Consider the following 20,524-nt stretch of genomic DNA (forward strand, 5'->3'; position numbering starts at 1 on the left):
TTTTCACCTCACCTTTTTATTATGTTAATCAAATTTGTTAGATTGTTATAAATTGAGTCTATCTCCGGGCTCAGCGCTTCTAAAGGAATCTCTTTTTTTGATATGGCTTCCACAACATTTGGTCGGAAAGGAATCGAACCTAGAAAGTGCCAATTTTCTTTTTTAGCCTCATTCTTTATTTCCTCTCCCTTTGCTTCTGAGAGATCAGATTTATTGAGAACAATGGCCAGAGGAACATCTAGAGAAGCGCAAAGCTTACTGAGACGGAGAAGGTCATGAAGTCCGGACAGCGACGGTTCCGTCACTGCGACGGCCAGAGTTGTTCCTGTAAGAGCCGAGATAGCGGGACAAGAGATTCCCGGAGGCCCATCGATAACGATAAATGGGACCCCCTCTTTGAGAGCTTCCTTTCTGCTCTCCTTTTTTAAACGGGCTACAAGCATGCCTGAATTTTCTTCACCAGCATGAAGACGGGCATGCCAGAGTGGACCATAAGTTGTTGTTCCTCGCCAGTATTGCCCCTGTTCATATGAATGCATGGATATCGCCTGATGGGGACATACCAGGGCGCAGCCCCCGCACCCTTCACATTTCCATGGCAATGATGTGATTCCGTTATCTGCCTTTTCGAGAGCATTAAAACGGCAAAACCCGACACATCCTCCGCAAACAGTACAGCGCTCAGTGTCTATTTCAGGAATCTTTCTTCCAGTAAAGGAAAAGGCTTGCTCGTCTTGCGGATGAAGTAAAAGTTGAAGGTTGGGAGCGTCCACATCCACGTCACAAAACACAGCCTTTCCACTAAAGGAAGAGCATAAAGCTGCCATAATGCATGTTTTTCCTGTTCCCCCCTTGCCGCTTACGATAACTATTTCTTTTGGAGTCATGACAGCACCTCTTTGACATGGTTAAGAATATCCGATGCGGCTTCCTGCCATTGTTTATCAATTAAAATGGGAGCGATTCCCTTAGCATAAGCACGAGCAACTTCTTTTGAAAAAGGCAAACGAGCAAGAATAGGCAGAGCCAAATTCTTGCAAAATATTTCAGCTTCTTCAATATTGCCAAGATCAGAGCGATTAATAACTACGCCTGCAGGAATATGAAGTTCGCGAACTGTTTCTGTGGCCAGGGCGAGGTCGGAGAGTCCAAAAGGTGTAGGTTCTGTCACCAGTATCACAAAATTGGACTGTTCCACCGCGGCAACCATGGGACAGGCATTTCCTGGAGGCCCATCGACAATCTGTGGAAAAGGAAGAGAATCTGCTTTTTTTAGAACAGCGTGAATCAATGGAACAGGATTGGGTTCCCCAATATCTAATATCCCTTCAAGAAAACAAAAGGATTCCTGATTTTTGATATTCATTATACCAATGGAAGCTTTACTATCTTTAATAGCCTTTTGAGGGCATACAAGTTCGCATACACCGCATCCATGACACAACTGCATATTGACAACTGGCGCATGAGTACCGAATTGATTGAGTGCCCCAAAAGCACAATTATCAGCACAAACTCCGCATCCTTTACAACGAGTGGCTTCTATCTGGGGGACAACTTTATAAACATTTTCTTTCTTCGGATTTTTGACCTGAAGAACCAAACCAAGGTCAGGTTCGTCAACATCGAGATCAATAGCTGTCCCCTTACTAAGAGAAAGAGCAAGGGAGGCAGCGATACACGTTTTGCCTGTGCCTCCCTTGCCGCTTGCGACTGTCAATCGAAACATGGCGAGCTCCTAAAGAGAGGAGTGGTCATGGCTGCATTGATCAGAAAGAACCTCAAGATTTTGATTGAGAAAAGCCTCTATTGTTAACTCTATAGACAGCGGCTTAACGCAGAGAACATCTATTCCTTGCGCTCGAAGCATTGCTGAAGCTCTTCCTCCGATGCCCCCAGTAATAACCACATCCGCGCCTAAAGTTGCAATCCATTGAGGCATAGCCCCAGGCACATGTTCTCCTTTAGGTGTTGCATAAATCTTTCTTTCCACTTCTTTTTGATTTTCAACGTGAACAACAAGAAACTCCTCAACGTGTCCAAAGTGTTCAGATACGGTATCTCCATTTTTAGCGATAGCGATTTTCATGGGAAAGCTCCTTCATTATTTATTTTCTTCAAGTTCCGCCAAACGCTTTCTCATATTTTCCATTTCTTCCTCAAGCACTGATAATTCTTCTTGAAGCACATTTCGTTCTTCTTCTATGGAAGGTTCGTACCCCCAACCGGGATAAACTGGAGCACCCCATCCTCCCATTCCACGACCGAAACCGAAGAAACGCCTTCCCCAACGTGGAAACCTTCTATAACCATATCCACCAAATCGGCAATAACCAAAACCGCGCCCTGTCATTGGACCTTGCCCTCGTGGTCCACTTCCATCATAACCAGGCATATATATCCCTCCTTATTGATAATGATTATCATTTGCATATATACTATTCTCTGATAAAATAATTGTCAAGCCCTATGTTGAGAAGGAGTTTCCATTCTATGGAACACAATAAAAAGAAAAAGCGGCAAGATTTTTTTGATATCCTTAAAAAAGCTGGATTTCGCCTTACAAATCAGAGACAGACGATTATAGACGTACTCATCGAAGGTGAAGCGGAGCACGGGAACATCCAGCTTATATGGGAAAAGGCCCATGAGAAAGATCCCTCCATAGGTATTGCTACTGTTTACAGAACGGTGGGGCTGCTCTCTGATATGGGACTGCTCTATCGTTTTTCTCTCGATGAAGGATTTGAACGTTTCGAACTTCCTTCTTCTTCCATACATTTTCATCTTTATTGCCGTTGCTGCGGAAAAGTGCTTCATCTTAAACATGAAAGGGAGAAAGAAGAAATTATTACGGAATGGCTTGGAGAGGCAGGATTTCAACCTATTCCGCAAAGCCTTGAGTTTGCTGGAATGTGTAGTGATTGCGCTTCTAAAGTAAAAGATCACAAAAAAATGAAAGACCTTCCGTGTACCCTGGAAGTGGAAGGCAGGGGGAGAGGAAGAGGGCGTTGTGGCCGTAGACAGGGGTGTTTCCGTCAACAGAATAACACGACACTGTAGAGGAGCTGATTTTTTCGGGCAGTTCCTTTGTTTTTACCCCAAATATTTCTCAAAATTCGTGAAATTATGCTAGTATAGTTACCACTTATTCTCCACTATTTTTTTTGCCCCTTACCTATTGCAGAAAGGGGAGATACATTGTGTTAGAAGAAAAAAACATAAGATTAGTGAAGATCCTGCTCGTGGAAAGAAAAGAAAAAGTGGAACAGGATATTTTTCAGAGTCTTAGAGAGTTGAAAATCCTCAATACTATTCATGTTGTTAGGAGTCGATATGAGGCTTTAGAGTACCTCCGCCAGGTTGGAAAGTATTGGGATAGGCCGAAACCTGATATTGTGATGGCAGATTGCGATCTTCCAGGTAATTGTTGTGAGGGACTTTTGTTTGAAATGCGTAACGACCCTGCTCTTTGCTATATCCCAATTCTTTTTATAACATCCCAGGGCGAATCCGTTCCCTTTGAAACGTCTGATTACATGGCGCGTTTTGTAGAAAAACCTTTTTCAGGAAGCAATATACTCGAAGCCCTGATGTCTTTTGACCGCTTTGGTATGGCTGTTGTTAAAGCAGAATAACAATACGTGGAGCGGAACATAAAATTCCACTCCACATGTCGTATCTTTCCACACCTGTGGTTAGTTTATCCACATTTTAAAGGATGCAAAGTCAGATTTTCTTTTCTGCGGGACTATGTATTATCTAACTTTTTTCTCGTGAAAGAGAAACTTTAAAATATTCTGCAATAAAACGAATCAGGTACTCGGTGACACCGTTGAGAATTTCTTCTCCCCATTCCCTGTTCGCATCTTCTGGGGCATCTGTTCCTCCATAGGCGCCGCTCGATGTGACGTCCTTAACATCCCGAATAATCCTGACACTTCCTTTTTCGAAGGTGACGATGCTGATATGAGTATTTTGGAGGCTGTCACTTACATGGTGAATATTTGCGGGGAAAAAATCTTTCATGTTGACCCATTCAGGTTTCAAAGCCATCATTACCGATGTTTCCTGCCCCGCCCCGTGCCCACCTGCCCACTTTGCGTTCAGCTCACCGGCAAGAGTCCACCAGTCCACAATAGCGGCGAGTCCGCCCCTTTTATAGACAGCAAGGGCTGCCTTATCGAGAGAAGGTCCGTTCCCGCCATGGCCGTTAAGAAAAATCATTTTTTTAATGCCAGTGTCCATGAGGCTCATGGCGATGCGTGTCATTACTTCTGAAAGAATTTCAATGCCCATGTCAATGGTTCCTGGAAAGGAAGCATGGTAGGGACAAACCCCATAAGGCATGGTAGGAAGCACCATGATTTTATCCGGGTAGGCGGCTTCGACTCTCTTGGCAAATTCTTCGGGAATGAAGTAATCTGTACCAAGGGGAGCTAGGGGGCCATGTTGTTCAACGCTTCCGAGGGGTATGAGGGCAACAGTTTCTTCCGTAATTTTTTCTTCCAGCTTTTTCCAGGTAAGAGAAGCTAGATACATAGGGCACACTCCTTTATAAAAGCATGATATAAGTTTAGTATACTATAGGGGGACTGGATCCCAAAGCCTAACCGGGTCCTTTTTGGTTTGCACTAGGAAGGATGTCTTATAAAGAATTTGTGGAAACATTAATATGTGCGCAGATGTTGTTTCGTGAGTAAAAAAATTTTGAGGAAAAGATGGTATGAATAATGAATCTAATACTTATTAAAAACGGAGAGATATATAGCCCAGAATATTTGGGAAAAAGCGATCTTCTCATAGCGGGAGACTCTATTTTTTCTGTGGAGTCGTCCATTTCGGAAGAGGCTGTGAAAAGCATTGCCCCTCACGCCATCTTCATTGATGCCAGGGGAGCTCTTGTCGTTCCAGGATTTATTGATAGTCATGTTCATTTTAATGGTGCAGGTGGAGAAGGCGGTCCTCAATTTCGAACTCCTCCCCTTCAGCTGAGCAGTTTTATACGGGCAGGCATTACCACTGCGGCTGCGCCTTTGGGAACAGATGGTATTTCTCGGTCTTTAAGAGAGCTGCTTGCAAAAGCTCACTCCCTTGAAAATGAAGGCATCTCAACGTTTATCTATAGTGGTGCTTACGGTATGCCCTCTGTTACCATTACTGAGAATGTGATGTCTGATATTGTACTTATTGACAAAGTGATTGGCGTCAAAGTCGCTCTTTCGGATCATCGATCCTCTCACCCTACTGTGGAAGAGCTTAGACGGCTTATCTCCGATGCTCGTATTGGCGGTATGCTGGCTGGAAAGGCGGGCATCGTAGAGGCCCATATGGGATCAGAAGACTGGGGGCTGGGTATTATTGAGGAGGCCCTTTCAGGAACTCAAATCCCCAAAAGCCAGATTCTTCCCACCCATGTCAACAGAAATGAAAAACTTTATGCTCAAACCCTGAACTATTGCAGCAACGGTGGCGTGGCCGATCTTACAACAAGTATGGGAAGTGGGGGGCATACTGTAAAGGCGAGTGAGGGGATAGGTCGCGCAGTAGCCAATCAGGTGCCTCTCTCTCACCTTACTATGAGTACTGACGGAAATGGAAGCATGCCTGAATTTAATGCTGCAGGGGAACTCGTGAAAATGGGGATTGGGGAGCCCTTATCTTTGTTCGCTGAATTTAGAGACACTGTTCTTGAAGAGCATATTCCCATGGGAGAGGCCCTATCGTTGGTAACGAAAAATGTAGCAGCACGCCTCAAACTTACTAAAAAAGGAAGACTTGTTCCTGGAGCTGATGGCGATGTGCTCATTATTTCGCCAGATACCTTGACCTTAGAGTATGTTATCGGAAAAGGCATCCTTATGATGAAGGAAAGGTCTGTCATTAAAAAAGGAATTTTTGAAGAGGTATAATAAATAAAAAAGAAGAAGCCACGGAGGGTCTTTAGAGAAAAATAGGCCCGTGGCTTTTTCAATTTCAAATTCATTGAAAACCATTTAGCATATTGTGCCAAATTCAAGTCAACCATGGTTTGAATGTATGAATTCTATTGACAATTTAGAAAGCAGCCCTATAATTCTTTATGTTATAACTCAATATTATAATAGATATAATTTTTTAGGAGGACGCTGCGCTGGTTATTGACACACATTTACATTCTGAAGAGTTTTCTTCCGATAGTTTTTTACCCATAGGAGAAGCAATTCAAAAGGGAAAGAGCATGGGGCTTGATGGAATTTGCGTTACAGACCACGAAAGTATGGGGATGCGCTCCTTTGCTCGCGAGCTTTCTGTAAAATATGATTTTCTTGTACTCGTAGGCCTTGAGCTCTTAACCTATGAAGGTGACCTTCTTGTTTTTGGACTTGATTTAGTCCCAGAGAAAAAAATGCATGCATCTGACGCTCTCGAACTCGTGAACCGGCAGGGTGGTGTAGCTGTAAGTGCCCATCCTTTTCGTGATAACGGGCGAGGCATGGGGAATTTTATCCGCTCTCTTCCTGGTCTCAGTGGTATAGAAGCTTTCAACGGGAGTACTCGTCTTACCCATAATTTTAAAGCTCATGCCCTTGCAAATGAACTTGAGCTCCCTCGTCTTGGCGGAAGCGATGCCCATTTTGTCGAGCGAGTGGGACTATATGCAACGGCTTTTCCTGGAATTATACAAAACGAAAATGATTTTATAGGGGCTATTCGTACGGGGAATGTTTACCCTGTTGTTTATGATGTGAATCGGTTCGTCAAAGTTTAAAAGAAATAGGCAATCCATATAACAGCGGTCATTATGGCTGCACTTACTGGGGCTACGAGAAGATTATCCAGTTCGAATCTAAAAATTCCTTCAGTAAAAAGCGTAACGAGCCCTCCCCAAAGGAGTATGAGCCACGGAATTTGGGCTTCCGGCACCATGAGGCCATAAATAAAACTACCAAGTAAAGCTCCAGCAAGACACGCCAGGCTTCCCTCAAGGGTCTTTCCCTCAAACCATTTCAGTTTTCCCCAGCGCTTTCCCACCAAAACTGCCCAGGCATCTCCTATAGTAGCCATGACTATAGCCTGTACCGATGCGGGGTCTGGGAAAAGGGAAGCGACAAAAGCGCCGAGGAGATAACATGTTGTCCCTGATATGGATTTTTTTCTTCTTTCATAACTGGCAGGAGCAATAGCTTTAAACCACCGCTCCAAAATAGGAACGTAACTGACGGTCTTTTCGCTTATGAATGCTATGGCAGTGGCGACCATAAGGGATTTGTTTAGAGCGCTTGGCCCCCATAAGGGGTAGATGATACACGGGAATATTAAGCCGCAGTACCTGAACATTTTTCTACGGGCAAGAGGATTGCGGAAAGCCTTTATAAATGAAGGTATTTCTTTTGCCAAGGTAAAACGCCAGTTTATGACGAACCAAATGCCCACAGGAATAAGGGAAAGAACGCCCCAAAGGTGGGTTTCAGCGTGAACGAACCCGAGGAACATGCCGAAAAGCCAACCTATATAGGCGCAAAGAAAAGGAGCGCTATAAAGGGTCAGCCACAGAGTAATGGCAGCGAAAAGGCCTGCAGCCATCTCTAAAGGAAGCAACACAAAGGAAACGCCCCCTAACAAAATTGCTGATCCTATCATTTTTTCTCTTCCTCTTCAGTATCAGTAAGAGTTCTCAGTTTTATCGCAACGGATATTCTTGCAGCGTGACGAAACGAAATCCTTTTTTTTGGAGCATCGGGATGACCGTGATTAATCCTTCCGCCGTGTCGCTTTCTGGTTGGTTCATATGACATAGTATAATGTCTCCTGCCTTTGCCTGGAGGAGTTTTTTCACAATCGCATCTTCTGATAAGGTCGCTCCTTCATCCCCGGCAATGGAGTATCCAACAACGTTGTACCCGAGATCTTCAATAAGGGCAAGAGCAACTTCGTCATAATAATTTGTACCGGAACGAAAGAAGCGAGGTTGTCGATTCGTCACCTTCTTTATTATTACGGTTGCGTCAGAAACTTCTCTCATAACTTCTTCTACGCTGCCTGTCCCCGGTATGCCGTAAGCGGATCGGCCGGAAACAGAGCAGGGGCAGTGGTTCATACCGTGATTTTCTATTTCGAAAAGCGGAGATGATGCCAGTTCTTTGGCAATTTCTTCGTTGGCGTTTATCCACCGCCCTGTAATAAAGAGAGTTGCTGGAATATGATGTTTGCGAAGCCAGTTTATAAGCTTTTTATCAAAGCCGTTTCCCCTTTTTCCTCCGCAGGCATCAAGGGTAAGGGCAATAACAGGCTCTTGGGTATTAAGATGGGTTCTGACCCCTGGAATGTCCTCTCCCCATAATTGGGGAGTGGCTGGGGAAGGAGCGAATGCGTGGCCAATTCCCCCCGCGAAACACCAGCTCCAGATACATGTCAATGTAAAGAGGAATGAAAAGATTTGTCTTATCATAATTATGCCAAAGCGATCTCCTTTTCAAGATAGACATTTTGTACATTTTGAATGATATGAATGCCTTCTCTGAAGGGGCGTTGAAAAGCCTTTCTACCAAGAATGAGCCCCATGCCCCCTCCTCTTTTGTTGATGACCGCCGTCTTTACCGCTTCTTTCAAATCGTCAGTGCCCATAGAAGCTCCGCCAGAACTGATAAGCCCCACGCGCCCCATGTAACAATTGGCGACCTGATAGCGAAGGAGGTCTATGGGATGTTCAGGGACAAGCTTTTCATATACTTCAGAGGAAGTTTTTCCAAAATGCAGATCACGGAACCCTCCATTAACGACAGGAAGCTTCTGTTTTACAATATCCGCTTCGATGGTTGCGCCTAGGTAGTTTGCCTGTCCTGTGAGGTCGGCGGCGAGATGATAGTCTTTTTCTTTCGTTTTAAAGGCCTTATTTCGAAGATAGCACCAAAGAATGGTTGCCATACCCATTTCATGGGCCATACGAAAAGCCATAGAAACTTCCTGGATTTGCCGCCGTGACTCAGGGCTTCCAAAGTAGATAGTAGCTCCCACAGCTAAAGCTCCCATATCCTGAGCCTGTTTAACAGAAGCAAAAAGAACCTGATCGTATGTGTTGGGATAAGAGAGAAGTTCATTATGGTTAATTTTAAGAATAAAAGGAATGCGATGGGCATATTTTCTTGCCATAGAGCCAAGAACGCCAAGGGTACTCGCCACAGCGCTACACTCAGCTTCAATAGCGAGCTTCACTATGTGCTCAGGGTCAAAATAAATAGGGTTGAGAGCAAAGCTTGCCCCCGCAGAGTGTTCCACTCCCTGATCTACAGGAAGAATGGAAAGATATCCTGTTCCTCCTAGCCGGCCTGTGTTAAAAAGCGTTTGTAACGAGCGTAATACAGGAATCGGACGGTCTGTTTCCGCGGAAAGGCGATCAACGAAATTAGCTGCCGGGGGGATAAGCATTTCCGATGGGATTCCCCAGCACGTGTAGTTGAGAAGAGAGTCCCCATCGTCTCCAAGAATCTCTTTTATTTCTTCAAGATACTGCGACATGGTCTATCCCTTCTTTCTTGGTTGATAGATATATCACAACTATCGTACCATACGTTATACTCAGAATGTAAAATTTGAAAGGGGTGAAGTTGCTTCATGAAAAACATCGGATTTATTGGTCTTGGAGTTATGGGGGCCAGTATGGCTGGTCATTTGCTCAAGGCAGATTATTCCCTCCATGTTTACAACAGGACCCGGGTGAAAGCGGAAAAACTGATTGAACAGGGAGCCACTTGGGAAGAAGACGTGCCATCTTTAGCCTCTAAGTGTGACTGTATTATTACTATGGTCGGTTTCCCCCGTGATGTTGAAGAGATTTATCTAGGACAGAGAGGTCTTATTGAAAATGCGCGGACGGGAACCTATCTGATAGATATGACAACTTCAAGTCCGGAGCTGGCAGAGCGAATCTATGTTGCCTCTAAAAAGAGAGGGCTTAAAGCATTGGATGCTCCTGTTTCAGGAGGGGATAAGGGCGCGAGGGAAGGGACTCTTTCTGTTATGGTGGGAGGAGACCCTGAAGATTTCGATGAAGTTCGACCACTTTTTGAAGTAATGGGCAAGAACATTGTCTATCAAGGGGAGGCCGGAAGCGGACAACATACAAAAATGGCCAATCAGATTGCTATAGCTTCAAATATGATAGGAGTCTGCGAAGCTATTTCTTACGCCATTAAGGCGGGGCTCGACCCCGATAAAGTATTGGCTAGCATTGCTCAGGGGGCTGCAGGAAGCTGGTCTCTTTCAAATCTTGCCCCAAGGATGATCGCAGGAAATTTCGATCCTGGTTTTTATGTGAAACATTTTATTAAAGATATGAAAATAGCCCTTGAATCCGCAGATAGGATGGGGTTGGATACCCCCGGCTTGGAAATGGCTCTTTCCATGTATAAAAAATTAGCCCTTCATGGGCATGATAACGAAGGAACTCAGGCCTTATTCAGACTTTACAGTGCCCAAAAGGATTAAAAGAGGAGGGGCAGTTTTCAAAGACTGCCCCCTATATTTATATGTTTTAATGTTATGGCATTTCCCGTATTTTATTAAGTTGGTTTACTCGCTCTATAGCCCGATCCATTAAGGCCATGTGATTGACGATCACTCGCTCATGGCGGGCAGTAAGGGTTACTCCGATGGCATCGGAGGCTGTAATCTCAAAGAAGAGACGGTTCCCTTCTATGGATGTTAGAGTAGCCTTGAATTCAACGGTAACACCTAACATAGACGTTGCTTCGTGAATTACTTCAATAGATTTGCCAACGGTGATGTATCCTTCAGGCAGAAAATGATCCACTGCCTTGATACATGCTCCAACAATGGCCTGAACACAGGCCGGAGTAGAAAGAAGCTGGTTGAGATGGATGTTCATATTACCAACAGTATCATCAATTTCGACAGTTTTCTTGATTGTGGCGGTAAGACCGGGTTGAAGAATATCTTTCACATCGAACATTGTCAGCCCCCCTTTAATCACTAATGTTATATTATTTTAACACTTGAGGACTATATAGACAAAGGGAGTGATAGCGTGGCAATACTTCTTGCCGTATGTATAAGCTCCAAAAGAAGTAGTCCGAAAAGGACTGTGGAAAAAGCTTTTTTCGCTTCTGGCGGAATAGAGGGAGATTCGCATTTTGGGTTCAATGAAAGAGAAGTCAGCCTCCTTCGCCGCGAAGACGTAGAAAAAACAGAGCAACAGGCAAATATTCTTTTTCCTCCGGGATCTCTCGCAGAAAACTTGCTTGTAAAAGGTCTTCCGGAAGACCTTTCTCCTGGTACTATTCTCGCCATCGGGGCTACTGTGAAACTTGAAGTTATAGAAAAAGGGAAAAAACCAGGAGAACCCCATACCTATGACTATATGGGCTGGTGTTTGCTTCCCATATGGGGTTATTTCCTCAGAGTTGTGCAGGGGGGAGAAGTTGTCCCTGGGGATCGTGTTTCTCTTTTAGAGACGAATTAGCAGGGAACAAAACCGGCTTGAAATATCCGCCATCCACCCTCTCGTGGGTGAAAATTGGTCTTTAGCTTTTTAAAGACCCTTCGATCTCGTTTATTTTTTCTTCAAATCCATAGATGGTGGGGTCAATATCATCTACTGTCTGATTGAGCATTTGCATACTTTTAAAAGAATACCCCTCAGGCAAATGATTAGCATACCGTTTGATTTTAAGAAGAGATTGCAGATAGTTTCGTTCATATGGGGCGATCAGCTGAGCGGCAAAGAGGGCTTCCGGCCGTTCCTCAGCAAAAAAGAGACGAGCCATTTCAAGATTTTCATCCGCGCTCATTTCTTCATACCAGATATTGGCCAGCAAGGCCCGGAATCGTTTTCGCTGTTGAGGTCTCACCATACGGCGCATGGCCCTGTCGATACGATTGAGACCTTGCCTTAACTCGGTTCTTAGAATGAAGGGGTCAATTTCTGGCAGAGAAAACCTGCTGATATAGTCAGCTTCCTCATTAATGTGAACTTCCCTTCGCAAGAGAGCTCCCCATGCTGGTCTTAGGGAGACAGTTGCAGCTTCAGGAGGGATGGAAAGCAGTTTCTTGAATTCATCTCCAGTGTCGTAACCTCTATGTTCACAAGGAGACTTGGATAGCCACGTAACGTAGCCTGTATCAAAAAGGCCCTTTCTTCCAGCCCTTCCTGCCATTTGAAGAAATTCATTCTTGCTAATAGGGGCATTATCGTGGAATTGCACCAGTTGGGCAAAAATAACAGATTCTGCTGGCAGGTTGACGCCTAAGGCCAGGGCATTTGTTCCAACAACTACATCAAGGATTCGTTCCCGGAAAGCTGATTCAACTAAGAGCTTTTCTTTTGGCAGCATGCTTCCATGATAGATGCCTACGCCACAGAGAAGGGGCATTTGCACTTTAGGAACGTCAAGGATCGTTGCAAGTTCATAAAGGCGGCTGCGCTGTTCTCTGGGCAGCCGGCGTCGGGTTCTGGCTATGGTATAGGCCAAATCCATAGTCCCTCGCTGGGAGAAGACAAATACAAGGGCATCGTGAACAGAAAAAAGTTGAGCGGGTTTTTTGGGAACATACACCAGCTCAGTGACCCGTTCCTGGCTTTCATAGACTGTAAAAGACCGCTCAGTGATGGTTTCGAGATAACGCCCAATGACTCCAGGCTGACTAAAGGTAGCGGACATGACAAGAATTGATGTTGTTGGGGCTGTTTCTCTTATGCCGTCAATATAGGTTCGCGCACGGTCAGGGTCTTCAAAAATATAATGAAATTCATCTATAATCAGTTTTTGATGGGGTTCCTTTGTATATTTGAGCGTGTAGATCTCCTGGGTACAGCAAATAATGGGTGCCTCTTCGTTTCTTTTAAAATCCCCCGTTTCTATTCCTACGTCAAAACCCATGCGCCTCAGGTCCATGTAGCGCTCGTTGCTCAGAGCCTTTATGGGAGCTGTAAATATAATGCGAGAAATGCCCTCCGGCATCTGGGTTTTGCCTTCCGTTGTGAGCAAGCCCGCCCAAAGATAGGCAACAAGAGTTTTTCCTGCTCCCGTAGGCGCAGAGAGAACGGAATTCTTTTCATAAATTTTTTTATACGCTTTCAGTTGCCAATTATAAAACGAGCGCTCCATCCTTTACCTCTTTTTAAAAAATATATGTTCCGTACTTATTATATATGAGCCGCCTTCCTTAAAAAAAGGCGGCTCATATAGGCCTTTTATCTATGGGCTTTATCCCATCGACGGGCAAATCCCTGGGTAATTCTGTCAATGGCTATAGCCATAATAACAATACTGATGCCAGCTTCAAATCCTCGGCCAACGTCGATGCGGTTGATGGAAAGCAGAACTTCCTGACCAAGGCCCCTTGCTCCGATCATTGAAGCAACGACCACCATAGAAAGGGCCATCATAGTTGTCTGGTTTACACCGGCCATAATGGTAGGCATGGCTAAAGGCACCCGGACTTCTTTTAAAAGCTGCCACTTTGTCGCTCCATAAGCTATAGCAGCTTCTTGGGCAGGTTGAGGCACCTGCTTCAGCCCCAGATTCGTCAAGCGAATCACTGGAGGCAGAGAGTAAATAAGCGTGGCAAGAACAGCCGGAACCTTACCAAGACCAAAGAACATCATGGCTGGAATAAGATACACAAAGCTTGGCATTGTCTGCATAGCGTCCAGGATTGGCTTTACAATTGGTTCCACTCCCTTTGCTTCTGCCATGAGAATCCCCACTGGAATACCAATAAGAAGAGAGAGGAATACAGAGGCTATGACGATTGCAAGAGTTCCCATAGCCAGCTTCCAGAGACCAAAGCTTCCAATGAGAATTAGACTCAGAGGCAGTATAATCGTTGTACTAAGGCATCGTGTTGCCTTCCACGCGAGAAAAGCAACAAAGATAATGTAAAACCACCACGGAATAATATGCAACAGGTTTTCTGTTTTTAACAGCATAGCAAGGATTCCATTAGAAATGCTGTCGAAAGTGGGAGCCATCGCCTGAAGCAGCCAGTTCACCCCATTATTTACGTGACTTGCTATATGAAATTCAAGATTCTCTGGAAATATGATCCATCACTCCTTTGCCAGGTATTTCATCCATGCTTTCCCCGTTAACAAATGCGCCTTCATCGGCCATCTGGATCTGACGCCGTTTATCCTGAACAAAACGGGCCACATACTCGTCAGCCGGGTTGGCAAGGATTTGAGCGGGAGCTCCCATTTGGACTATGGTTCCGTTTTTCATAACGGCCATCCGGTCTCCCATGCGCATGGCTTCATCAAGATCGTGGGTAACAAAGAAAATTGTCTTCTTCAATTCTTTTTGCAGGCGGATCAATTCATCCTGCATTTCACGACGGATCAGAGGGTCAAGGCCACTGAACGGCTCATCCATGAGAAGGATAGGCGTATCCATCACAAGAGCCCTGGCTATGCCTACCCGTTGTCTCATCCCACCGCTGAGGGAGCTGGGATAATAGTTCTCCCACCCTTTAAGGCCAACTCTCTCGAGAGCGACGTTTGATCGTTCTCGCCGTTCTTTTTCTGATACCCCTTGAAGTTTAAGTCCGAACTCCACGTTATCTATAATGGTTTTATGGGGCAAAAGACCGTAATGCTGAAAAACCATGGCTATCTGCTTGCGTCGAAACTCTGTCAGATCTTTTTTAGGGAGAGAGCTTACTTCTTGCCCATTGACCCATATTTCTCCAGATGTAGGTTCAATAAGGCGAATAACGCATCGAATCAGTGTAGACTTTCCGCTTCCTGAAAGTCCCATAATAACGAAAACCTCGCCTTGACGGGCTGCAAGAGAAACGCCCCGTACTGCTACAACAGCATCTTCAGATTTATCGAGCTCTGTAATGAGATCACCATTTTCAACGTCTATGTCAATATCCTTTTTTGTATAGACCTTCCACAGGTCTTTTATTTCTAATGCTTTTGAGGCTTTCGTTGTATAGATCAATCTTTTATCACTTCCTTCTCTAGGGCCTTCTCAATCTTTGTGATAACGGCTTCATTCTCTATCCAACCCTTCCATTCCTCAGAATAGTTTTTAAGAAACCATACTGCTGCCTGTTCTGCATCGACCTCTCTTGTTTTCATATAGGCAAGGGTTTTGTTATTTTGCTCGAGAGTGGTGGTATATTTTTTGAAGACCTTTGTGATTTCAGGGTTTTCACGAGCAAACTTTGTGTTGGCGATAACGAGGACTTTCACAGAAGGAAAATCACAGCCACGGGTTGTTTCCCAAATATCTTTTTTGTAAGGCGGTTCCTCAAGTTTAACCATATTGTACATACCCATAACTTCTGTCGGTTCCCAATAATAGGCTAGAACAGGTTTGCCTCTTTCGTAGGCGGAAGCTATGGCGGTAGCTAAGGACGTTTGGGAACCCGGATCGAAAGCTGTGTAATTTTTATCCAGCCCATACGCCATTACTTTTTCTGTATTAATAGAGCTGACTTTCCATCCGGCGGGACCGTTATAAAGACGACCTTTTTTAGGTTCCTCCGGGTCTTTGAAAAGCTCCCAATACTTAGGAAGATCGTAAACGCTTTTAAGATCAGGGGCAGTAGCCTCAATGCCTCTTTCAGCATCTCCTTCTACCATATAGCGGGGAACATACCATCCTTGAGGGGCATCAGGATAATTCATGCCGAGGCTCGTAACGTTTCCCTTTTTTTGGGCTTCTTCCCACCATTCATGTACATTATCGGCCCATAACTCCATAGAAATATCGGCATCGCCCCGTTCTATTCCCATAAGGCCGGGAAGAGATTCAGCAAACATATAATCTACTTTTTTCCCGTACCCGTGGACAATAATGTAGCCTGCAATTCGATTATGTACCTGTACACTATCCCAGCTGAAATCAATAAAGGTTATAGGCCGGGCAGCTTCTGCCGCTATCGCGCCTAAAAACATAGTAGACAGCGCATAAAGGGTAATTATGATTTGTTTTTTCAAAAGATGAGTTTTCATTTAAACTCCTGCCTCCTTTAGAAATGTAAAAAATTAAACATCAGAACAAATTCTGACAGTGGTGCCTTAGACGCACAAAAAGCAAAAGGAAAGGGAGTTTCTCAAGGCTCCCATTGGTGAGAAACGTCTTCTAACTTTTGAACTCTTTCTTTAAGGAGTCTAATTTCTTCCTGAAGTTGCGGTAAGGATATTGACGAGACTCGAGATTTTTCTCGAGCAGCAGTGATTTCTTCCCGAACGATGGGGTTTCGATAAAGGGTAGAGCGGGCTATGCCCAATTTTCGCGCAACTGCTTTAAAATCAATATGCTGTTGTGACATTAACAGCTCTTCAAGAGCTGTGTGAACAGCTTCTATAAGCTCTTTTCTCTCTTTTTTTGTAGTTTGTTTATCGCTCAGACCTAGCACCTTCCTCCTTTATAGTGTATTCGATGCGTCAAAAGTGCTACAAAAGTAGCGGGGAAATAATAACACGGTATGGAAATGACGTCAAGGTAAATTGCTTGAATTTACAAAAATGAAGTTCATTTTTAACGATTTTTGTCCCTTTCTTTCACTGAGAATTCATTATATGATCAAAAAATATCACAAATATCCAATAAAAAATTAGGGAGGAAGATAACAATGGAATGTAAATGGAAGATTACGGCTACAGAAGAGTCTCCTCACCCACATGAAGAATGGGTGTTGATCTATTCTATTATCCCTTCTGAAGAAGAAAAAAAGGGAGGGGACAAGCCCCGTGTTGTTTGGCAGCGAATAGGTGATGAATTGACAGATCTTGCTGTAGAATATGATTTGCCTTTTGAAGTGGTAACCGAGTATCTGAAAAAAACGGAAAAGCATGTTAATAGATATGTTTCTCTCTTCATAATGGAAAATTAAATATAAAGGAGTCTGGCGCCGGTGAAGGGTTCTATGAAAAAAATATTAACAGATCTTTTGTGGGATGCAGGGGAAATTATTATGGAACAGCGTGATACTCAAATTGCCTCTCGCAGGTCAATGTCGGATTATACGACGGTTACTGATGTGAGAGTAGAGGCCTTCATTACTCAACATCTTCAGAAATATTTTCCTGAGAGTGTCATTATTGGGGAAGAGTTTTCGTCATCACGCAATTCCCTCCAGTTGAAAGGGAGTGCTTTTGTTCTTGATCCTATCGACGGAACAGTTAATTTTTTCCATGGATACCCTGCTTTTGCCATTTCTCTTGCCTATGTGGAGGACTATTCCATACGACAGGCATATATTTATGATCCAGCGAACGACGAATTCTTTTTTGCCGCTAAAAATGAAGGGGCCTTTTTGAATGACTCTCCCATTGCGGTTTCACAAGCGAGAACCCTTTCAGAAAGCCTCATAGGTTTTGGAACAGCTTACAACAAAGAGCTCGGTAAAAAAGAAATAGAGATCGTTACAAAAATATATGAACGTTGTCATGATGTCAGACGGCGGGGGGCAGCTTCCCTAGATGTCGCTTATGTTGCCTGCGGTCGTCTTGATGGATATCTTGAAATGGAATTGAAGCCCTGGGACTTTTATGCGGGCCTTCTTATTTTGGAAGAGGCAGGAGGAAAGGCCTGCAACTGGAAAGGTTTAACTATTCAGGATCTTGTTAATCAGAACCTTCTTTGTACTAATAATCTAATACATCAAGAGTTGTTCAATCTTGTAAGGGAATTTTAAATGAAAGTATTTTTTGACATGTCTTTTTTGGGCAAAAAAACTAGCATTCCTTGAGTAGAGTATGTTACAGTTAGTGGGAACATTTCACTAAAGGTTTTCTTTTCAAGTTTATATATTTTTTCTTCCGGGGGGATCTGTGCGGTGCCACTTTCAAATGCACTTCAGGTTTTGGGGGGCGTAGGGCTCTTTTTGTTTGGCATCAAACTAATGAGCGATGCCCTGCAGGACTTAGCAGGCGATAGAATGCGACAATTGGTGGGATCCCTTACGAGCACACCTGTTCGTGGGGTCCTTATAGGTACGTTAGTGACGGTTCTTATCCAAAGCAGTAGCGGAACAACTATTATGACCGTTAGTTTTGTGCATGCTGGCCTTATGACCTTAAAACAGGCGGTGGGAGTGATCATGGGGGCCAATATCGGCACCACTGTGATTGCCCAGGTTATAGCTTTCAAGATAAAGAATTTTGCCCTCCCTGTCATCGGTATAGGAATGCTTTTTGCTGTTTTCGGAAAATCCAAGCGGCAAAAATATATAGGCAATGGATTGGTTGGGTTCGGCCTTCTTTTTCTAGGTATGCAAACAATGGAAGGGGCTATGGATTTTCTTCAGGGGCGGAAAGACCTTTTTATGATGTTCAGCCGCAATCCTCTTCTTGGTGTTCTTGTAGGAACCCTTGTGACAATGGTTGTTCAGGCGAGTTCAGCGACAATAGGTCTTACTATTGCCATGGCCAGTCAGGGGCTTTTATCCCTGGATGCCGCTGTCCCCATACTCCTTGGTGATAACATTGGTACAACGATTACGGCAGTTATTGCTTCTTTAGGATCAAACAGGTCTGCCAAACAAGCGGCGGCGGCACACGTTATGTTCAATGTTATCGGTGTGGTCATATTTATGACCATACTACCAATTTTTAAGACGGTCATCTCTATGACGTCATCGGATATCGCAAGACAGCTTGCCAACGCCCATACCCTTTTCAACGTAACTAATACCTGTCTCTTCCTTCCCTTTACTTCAGCCTTCGTTAAACTGATCCAATTTGTTGTCCCAGGAAAAAGCAGCGCTATCAATGTTGGCCCCCAGTTTCTTGACCCTAAGCTCGTTACAGCCTCCCCAGCGGCGGCAATAGACGCGATAAAAAAAGAAATTTCCCACATGGGTGCCATTGCTCTCTCCATGTTGCAGGATGTTAAAAACGCTTTTGTCAATGACGACCCGAAGATGATCGATCAGGTGAATGAATCAGAAAAGATCTTGAATGAGCTGACCCATGCCATTGCGAAGTATTCAGCTGAAATATGGCAGGAAAGCATTTCAAGTGAATTGTCAGTTGTCCTTTCCGCTTACGTTAATGGCATTAGCGATATAGAACGGGTTGGAGATCACTGCCAAAACCTTATAGAGCTCTATGACTATAAAGTTGAACATAGATTAACCTTTTCCCCTGTCGCTATGCAGGAGTTTCAAGACATGTTTAATACTGTATTCAGGTCTGTTACATTAAGCCTGGAGTCGGTAGCAGAAGAGGATGTGAGTAAAGCTCATGAGGTTATAGATGTTTTGGAAGTAGAAGTTGACCGTAAGGAAAAGACCCTTCGAAAGAGTCATATTCGCCGATTGAACAGGGGTGAATGCAACCCCTCCGCGGGAGTTATTTTTATTGATATTCTCAGCAACCTCGAGCGAATTGGGGACCACGCCCATAACTTATCCTTCATTGCCCTGGATATAGCAAAAACCCATCGCTAGAACTTTTTTTGGGGCTTCCTAGGGAGCCCCAAATTTTCTTTCCCTTCCATTCTAACGGGATGCTGTTATTATGGTACGGGGACGGCTGCAGCCCCGGGGATGCAAATTCGGGGGTATTCCCGGGGAGTCTCCTTTTTTATTCTTGGGTTCCGATATGAACTTCTCCTGAAAGCAGGGTTTCTGTAGAACCATCGCTGTGCTGAACGATAAGCCGCCCGAAGTTATCGATATCAATAGCCTTGGCAGAGAGGCGTCCCTTTGTTGTTTCGTATGTGATATGTTGTCCAATGAGATTTGAGAGTGTTCGACAGATGCGAAGATACTCTGGGTGTTCCTTTCCTTCCAAAAATTCCTTATAAAGGGGCTCAAAAGCGTTGAGAACGGCAGCCATCAGTTTTTTTCTGCTCCATGCTTCCCCTTTCTCAATACGAACGGATGTTGCTACGGACGCTACATCGTCAGGAAAATGAGGAGTATTTACGTTAATGCCGATGCCAATGACAATATGATTGATGTGATCCAATTCGCAGCTCATTTCTGTTAAGATGCCGCAGACCTTTTTCTCTGAAAGAAGCACGTCGTTTGGCCATTTGATCTGAGGTGATAGACCGAGGCTTTCCAGTGCTTTTGCCACAGCTGCTGCTCCAATCTGGGTAATTGATGCCGCAAGGGCTGGTGAAACTTTCGGTCGGAGAATAAGGGACATCTGAATGGCCCATTCCGGTGAAGAGAACCATGAACGTCCTGAGCGGCCTCGCCCTGCCGTCTGATGTTCAGCTACAATGACCGTTCCTTCAGCGGTCCCTTTCCGTGCATATTTCCTGGCTTCAATATTTGTGGATGGCACCTCTCTGAAATGAATAATAGGATGGCCTAGAACTTCTGTCGTCAGAAGAGGTCCAACTTCATATTCATTCAGGAGGTCAGGAACATCTATAAGGCGATACCCTTTTCGAGCCGAAGAATCGATAGTGTATCCTTCCTCTCGAAGCTGGTTGATATGTTTCCATACGGCTGTCCGGCTTACTCCCAGCTGTTCACAGAGATCCTGACCTGAAACGCAGGTTCCCTGAGCCTGTTTCAATATATTGATGATGTGTTTTTTCAAAAGGATCTC

Annotated in this window: 24 protein-coding genes; 9 read left to right on the forward strand and 15 right to left on the reverse strand. The window is 44.4% G+C overall.

Annotation, left to right across the window (positions count from 1 at the left end):
• Window positions 1-8 precede the first annotated feature (8 nt).
• From BUC50_RS04140 to BUC50_RS04155, 4 genes are read right to left on the reverse strand one after another with little or no spacing between them, the layout of a single operon-like run.
• Window positions 9-887: an ATP-binding protein gene (locus tag BUC50_RS04140; RefSeq protein WP_213700506.1), complete on the reverse strand. Its 879-nt coding sequence runs from the start codon at window positions 885-887 to the stop codon at window positions 9-11.
• On the reverse strand, window positions 884-1,729 hold the full coding sequence (locus BUC50_RS04145; RefSeq protein ID WP_286677177.1) for a nucleotide-binding protein: 846 nt from the start codon (window positions 1,727-1,729) through the stop codon (window positions 884-886). Before BUC50_RS04145 ends, BUC50_RS04140 begins: the two co-directional genes overlap by 4 nt.
• A 9-nt stretch (window positions 1,730-1,738) precedes the next feature.
• Entirely contained in the window at window positions 1,739-2,089 is a 351-nt protein-coding gene (locus BUC50_RS04150) for a NifB/NifX family molybdenum-iron cluster-binding protein (RefSeq protein WP_213700459.1), read from the reverse strand.
• Window positions 2,090-2,104: 15 nt separating this feature from the next.
• On the reverse strand, window positions 2,105-2,395 hold the full coding sequence (locus BUC50_RS04155) for a DUF5320 domain-containing protein (RefSeq protein WP_213700458.1): 291 nt from the start codon (window positions 2,393-2,395) through the stop codon (window positions 2,105-2,107).
• A 98-nt stretch (window positions 2,396-2,493) separates the two neighbouring features.
• On the opposite strand from BUC50_RS04155, the gene BUC50_RS04160 reads away from it, so the two are divergent.
• Window positions 2,494-3,063 (forward strand): Fur family transcriptional regulator, encoded by a 570-nt coding sequence (locus BUC50_RS04160; RefSeq protein WP_013047435.1) that lies wholly within the window; start codon window positions 2,494-2,496, stop codon window positions 3,061-3,063.
• A 140-nt stretch (window positions 3,064-3,203) separates the two neighbouring features.
• A complete protein-coding gene (locus BUC50_RS04165) occupies window positions 3,204-3,638 on the forward strand; it encodes a response regulator (RefSeq protein WP_013047436.1) in 435 nt (144 codons plus the stop codon).
• Window positions 3,639-3,762: 124 nt separating this feature from the next.
• On the opposite strand, the gene BUC50_RS04170 is transcribed toward BUC50_RS04165, so the two are convergent.
• A complete protein-coding gene (locus BUC50_RS04170) occupies window positions 3,763-4,542 on the reverse strand; it encodes a creatininase family protein (protein ID WP_213700457.1) in 780 nt (259 codons plus the stop codon).
• A gap of 191 nt (window positions 4,543-4,733) precedes the next feature.
• Here BUC50_RS04170 and iadA point away from each other — a divergent pair, with 191 nt between their 5' ends.
• A complete protein-coding gene (gene iadA / locus BUC50_RS04175) occupies window positions 4,734-5,912 on the forward strand; it encodes a beta-aspartyl-peptidase (RefSeq protein ID WP_273015461.1) in 1,179 nt (392 codons plus the stop codon).
• A gap of 227 nt (window positions 5,913-6,139) precedes the next feature.
• Window positions 6,140-6,751 carry a PHP domain-containing protein gene (locus BUC50_RS04180; RefSeq protein WP_286677180.1) on the forward strand — a complete coding sequence of 204 codons (612 nt, stop codon included), beginning with the start codon at window positions 6,140-6,142 and terminating at the stop codon, window positions 6,749-6,751.
• Here the strand turns inward: BUC50_RS04180 and BUC50_RS04185 are convergent.
• Genes BUC50_RS04185 through BUC50_RS04195 form a run of 3 tightly spaced genes read right to left on the reverse strand, consistent with a single transcriptional unit; the run spans window position 6,748 to window position 9,498 of the window.
• Complete coding sequence (locus BUC50_RS04185) at window positions 6,748-7,623, reverse strand: diacylglycerol/polyprenol kinase family protein (RefSeq protein ID WP_213700456.1); 876 nt, start codon at window positions 7,621-7,623, stop codon at window positions 6,748-6,750. The two genes, BUC50_RS04180 and BUC50_RS04185, sit on opposite strands and share 4 nt — an antisense overlap.
• Before the next feature lie 40 nt (window positions 7,624-7,663).
• Entirely contained in the window at window positions 7,664-8,431 is a 768-nt protein-coding gene (locus BUC50_RS04190; protein ID WP_213700455.1) for a polysaccharide deacetylase family protein, read from the reverse strand.
• Between the two features lie 2 nt (window positions 8,432-8,433).
• A complete protein-coding gene (locus tag BUC50_RS04195; protein ID WP_213700454.1) occupies window positions 8,434-9,498 on the reverse strand; it encodes a class I fructose-bisphosphate aldolase in 1,065 nt (354 codons plus the stop codon).
• Window positions 9,499-9,594: 96 nt separating this feature from the next.
• Here BUC50_RS04195 and BUC50_RS04200 point away from each other — a divergent pair, with 96 nt between their 5' ends.
• Window positions 9,595-10,467 carry an NAD(P)-dependent oxidoreductase gene (locus tag BUC50_RS04200; protein ID WP_213700453.1) on the forward strand — a complete coding sequence of 291 codons (873 nt, stop codon included), beginning with the start codon at window positions 9,595-9,597 and terminating at the stop codon, window positions 10,465-10,467.
• 52 nt (window positions 10,468-10,519) lie between these two features.
• Here BUC50_RS04200 and BUC50_RS04205 read toward each other — a convergent pair whose 3' ends face one another.
• The gene (locus BUC50_RS04205) at window positions 10,520-10,951 is read right to left on the reverse strand and encodes a thioesterase family protein (RefSeq protein ID WP_213700452.1); all 432 of its coding nucleotides are present in this window, start codon (window positions 10,949-10,951) and stop codon (window positions 10,520-10,522) included.
• A gap of 75 nt (window positions 10,952-11,026) precedes the next feature.
• Between BUC50_RS04205 and BUC50_RS04210 the strand changes: the two genes are divergently transcribed.
• A complete protein-coding gene (locus BUC50_RS04210; RefSeq protein WP_213700451.1) occupies window positions 11,027-11,461 on the forward strand; it encodes an MOSC domain-containing protein in 435 nt (144 codons plus the stop codon).
• A gap of 61 nt (window positions 11,462-11,522) precedes the next feature.
• Here BUC50_RS04210 and BUC50_RS04215 read toward each other — a convergent pair whose 3' ends face one another.
• The 5 genes from BUC50_RS04215 to BUC50_RS04235 form a co-directional block, all read right to left on the reverse strand.
• Entirely contained in the window at window positions 11,523-13,106 is a 1,584-nt protein-coding gene (locus BUC50_RS04215) for a DEAD/DEAH box helicase (RefSeq protein WP_273015459.1), read from the reverse strand.
• Window positions 13,107-13,192: 86 nt separating this feature from the next.
• Entirely contained in the window at window positions 13,193-13,993 is an 801-nt protein-coding gene (locus tag BUC50_RS04220) for an ABC transporter permease (protein ID WP_286677178.1), read from the reverse strand.
• Window positions 13,994-14,024: 31 nt separating this feature from the next.
• Window positions 14,025-14,945 carry a betaine/proline/choline family ABC transporter ATP-binding protein gene (locus BUC50_RS04225; RefSeq protein ID WP_213700449.1) on the reverse strand — a complete coding sequence of 307 codons (921 nt, stop codon included), beginning with the start codon at window positions 14,943-14,945 and terminating at the stop codon, window positions 14,025-14,027.
• Window positions 14,942-15,964 (reverse strand): ABC transporter substrate-binding protein, encoded by a 1,023-nt coding sequence (locus BUC50_RS04230; RefSeq protein ID WP_273015457.1) that lies wholly within the window; start codon window positions 15,962-15,964, stop codon window positions 14,942-14,944. Before BUC50_RS04230 ends, BUC50_RS04225 begins: the two co-directional genes overlap by 4 nt.
• A 101-nt stretch (window positions 15,965-16,065) precedes the next feature.
• Window positions 16,066-16,371: a DUF6262 family protein gene (locus BUC50_RS04235; protein ID WP_213700447.1), complete on the reverse strand. Its 306-nt coding sequence runs from the start codon at window positions 16,369-16,371 to the stop codon at window positions 16,066-16,068.
• A gap of 216 nt (window positions 16,372-16,587) precedes the next feature.
• Here BUC50_RS04235 and BUC50_RS04240 point away from each other — a divergent pair, with 216 nt between their 5' ends.
• From BUC50_RS04240 to BUC50_RS04250, 3 genes are all read left to right on the forward strand, one after another.
• On the forward strand, window positions 16,588-16,848 hold the full coding sequence (locus BUC50_RS04240; protein ID WP_213700446.1) for a hypothetical protein: 261 nt from the start codon (window positions 16,588-16,590) through the stop codon (window positions 16,846-16,848).
• Window positions 16,849-16,881: 33 nt separating this feature from the next.
• On the forward strand, window positions 16,882-17,652 hold the full coding sequence (locus tag BUC50_RS04245; RefSeq protein ID WP_273312027.1) for an inositol monophosphatase family protein: 771 nt from the start codon (window positions 16,882-16,884) through the stop codon (window positions 17,650-17,652).
• 141 nt (window positions 17,653-17,793) lie between these two features.
• Window positions 17,794-19,407 (forward strand): Na/Pi cotransporter family protein, encoded by a 1,614-nt coding sequence (locus BUC50_RS04250; RefSeq protein WP_273312026.1) that lies wholly within the window; start codon window positions 17,794-17,796, stop codon window positions 19,405-19,407.
• Between the two features lie 136 nt (window positions 19,408-19,543).
• Here BUC50_RS04250 and BUC50_RS04255 read toward each other — a convergent pair whose 3' ends face one another.
• On the reverse strand, window positions 19,544-20,515 hold the full coding sequence (locus BUC50_RS04255; protein ID WP_273312024.1) for a biotin--[acetyl-CoA-carboxylase] ligase: 972 nt from the start codon (window positions 20,513-20,515) through the stop codon (window positions 19,544-19,546).
• Window positions 20,516-20,524 lie beyond the last annotated feature (9 nt).

Origin of the sequence: Aminobacterium sp. EBM-42 (assembly GCF_001896635.1) — a bacterium.
Classification (GTDB): domain Bacteria; phylum Synergistota; class Synergistia; order Synergistales; family Aminobacteriaceae; genus Aminobacterium; species Aminobacterium colombiense.

Bases quoted from the DNA above. Each gene is read 5' to 3' on its own strand.
- BUC50_RS04140 (WP_213700506.1), bottom strand. From the start codon at position 887: ATGACTCCAAAAGAAATAGTTATCGTAAGCGGCAAGGGGGGAACAGGA.
- BUC50_RS04145 (WP_286677177.1), bottom strand. From the start codon at position 1,729: ATGTTTCGATTGACAGTCGCAAGCGGCAAGGGAGGCACAGGCAAAACG.
- BUC50_RS04150 (WP_213700459.1), bottom strand. From the start codon at position 2,089: ATGAAAATCGCTATCGCTAAAAATGGAGATACCGTATCTGAACACTTT.
- BUC50_RS04155 (WP_213700458.1), bottom strand. From the start codon at position 2,395: ATGCCTGGTTATGATGGAAGTGGACCACGAGGGCAAGGTCCAATGACA.
- BUC50_RS04160 (WP_013047435.1), top strand. From the start codon at position 2,494: ATGGAACACAATAAAAAGAAAAAGCGGCAAGATTTTTTTGATATCCTT.
- BUC50_RS04170 (WP_213700457.1), bottom strand. From the start codon at position 4,542: ATGTATCTAGCTTCTCTTACCTGGAAAAAGCTGGAAGAAAAAATTACG.
- iadA (WP_273015461.1), top strand. From the start codon at position 4,734: ATGAATCTAATACTTATTAAAAACGGAGAGATATATAGCCCAGAATAT.
- BUC50_RS04185 (WP_213700456.1), bottom strand. From the start codon at position 7,623: ATGATAGGATCAGCAATTTTGTTAGGGGGCGTTTCCTTTGTGTTGCTT.
- BUC50_RS04190 (WP_213700455.1), bottom strand. From the start codon at position 8,431: ATGATAAGACAAATCTTTTCATTCCTCTTTACATTGACATGTATCTGG.
- BUC50_RS04195 (WP_213700454.1), bottom strand. From the start codon at position 9,498: ATGTCGCAGTATCTTGAAGAAATAAAAGAGATTCTTGGAGACGATGGG.
- BUC50_RS04200 (WP_213700453.1), top strand. From the start codon at position 9,595: ATGAAAAACATCGGATTTATTGGTCTTGGAGTTATGGGGGCCAGTATG.
- BUC50_RS04205 (WP_213700452.1), bottom strand. From the start codon at position 10,951: ATGTTCGATGTGAAAGATATTCTTCAACCCGGTCTTACCGCCACAATC.
- BUC50_RS04215 (WP_273015459.1), bottom strand. From the start codon at position 13,106: ATGGAGCGCTCGTTTTATAATTGGCAACTGAAAGCGTATAAAAAAATT.
- BUC50_RS04230 (WP_273015457.1), bottom strand. From the start codon at position 15,964: ATGAAAACTCATCTTTTGAAAAAACAAATCATAATTACCCTTTATGCG.
- BUC50_RS04240 (WP_213700446.1), top strand. From the start codon at position 16,588: ATGGAATGTAAATGGAAGATTACGGCTACAGAAGAGTCTCCTCACCCA.
- BUC50_RS04245 (WP_273312027.1), top strand. From the start codon at position 16,882: ATGAAAAAAATATTAACAGATCTTTTGTGGGATGCAGGGGAAATTATT.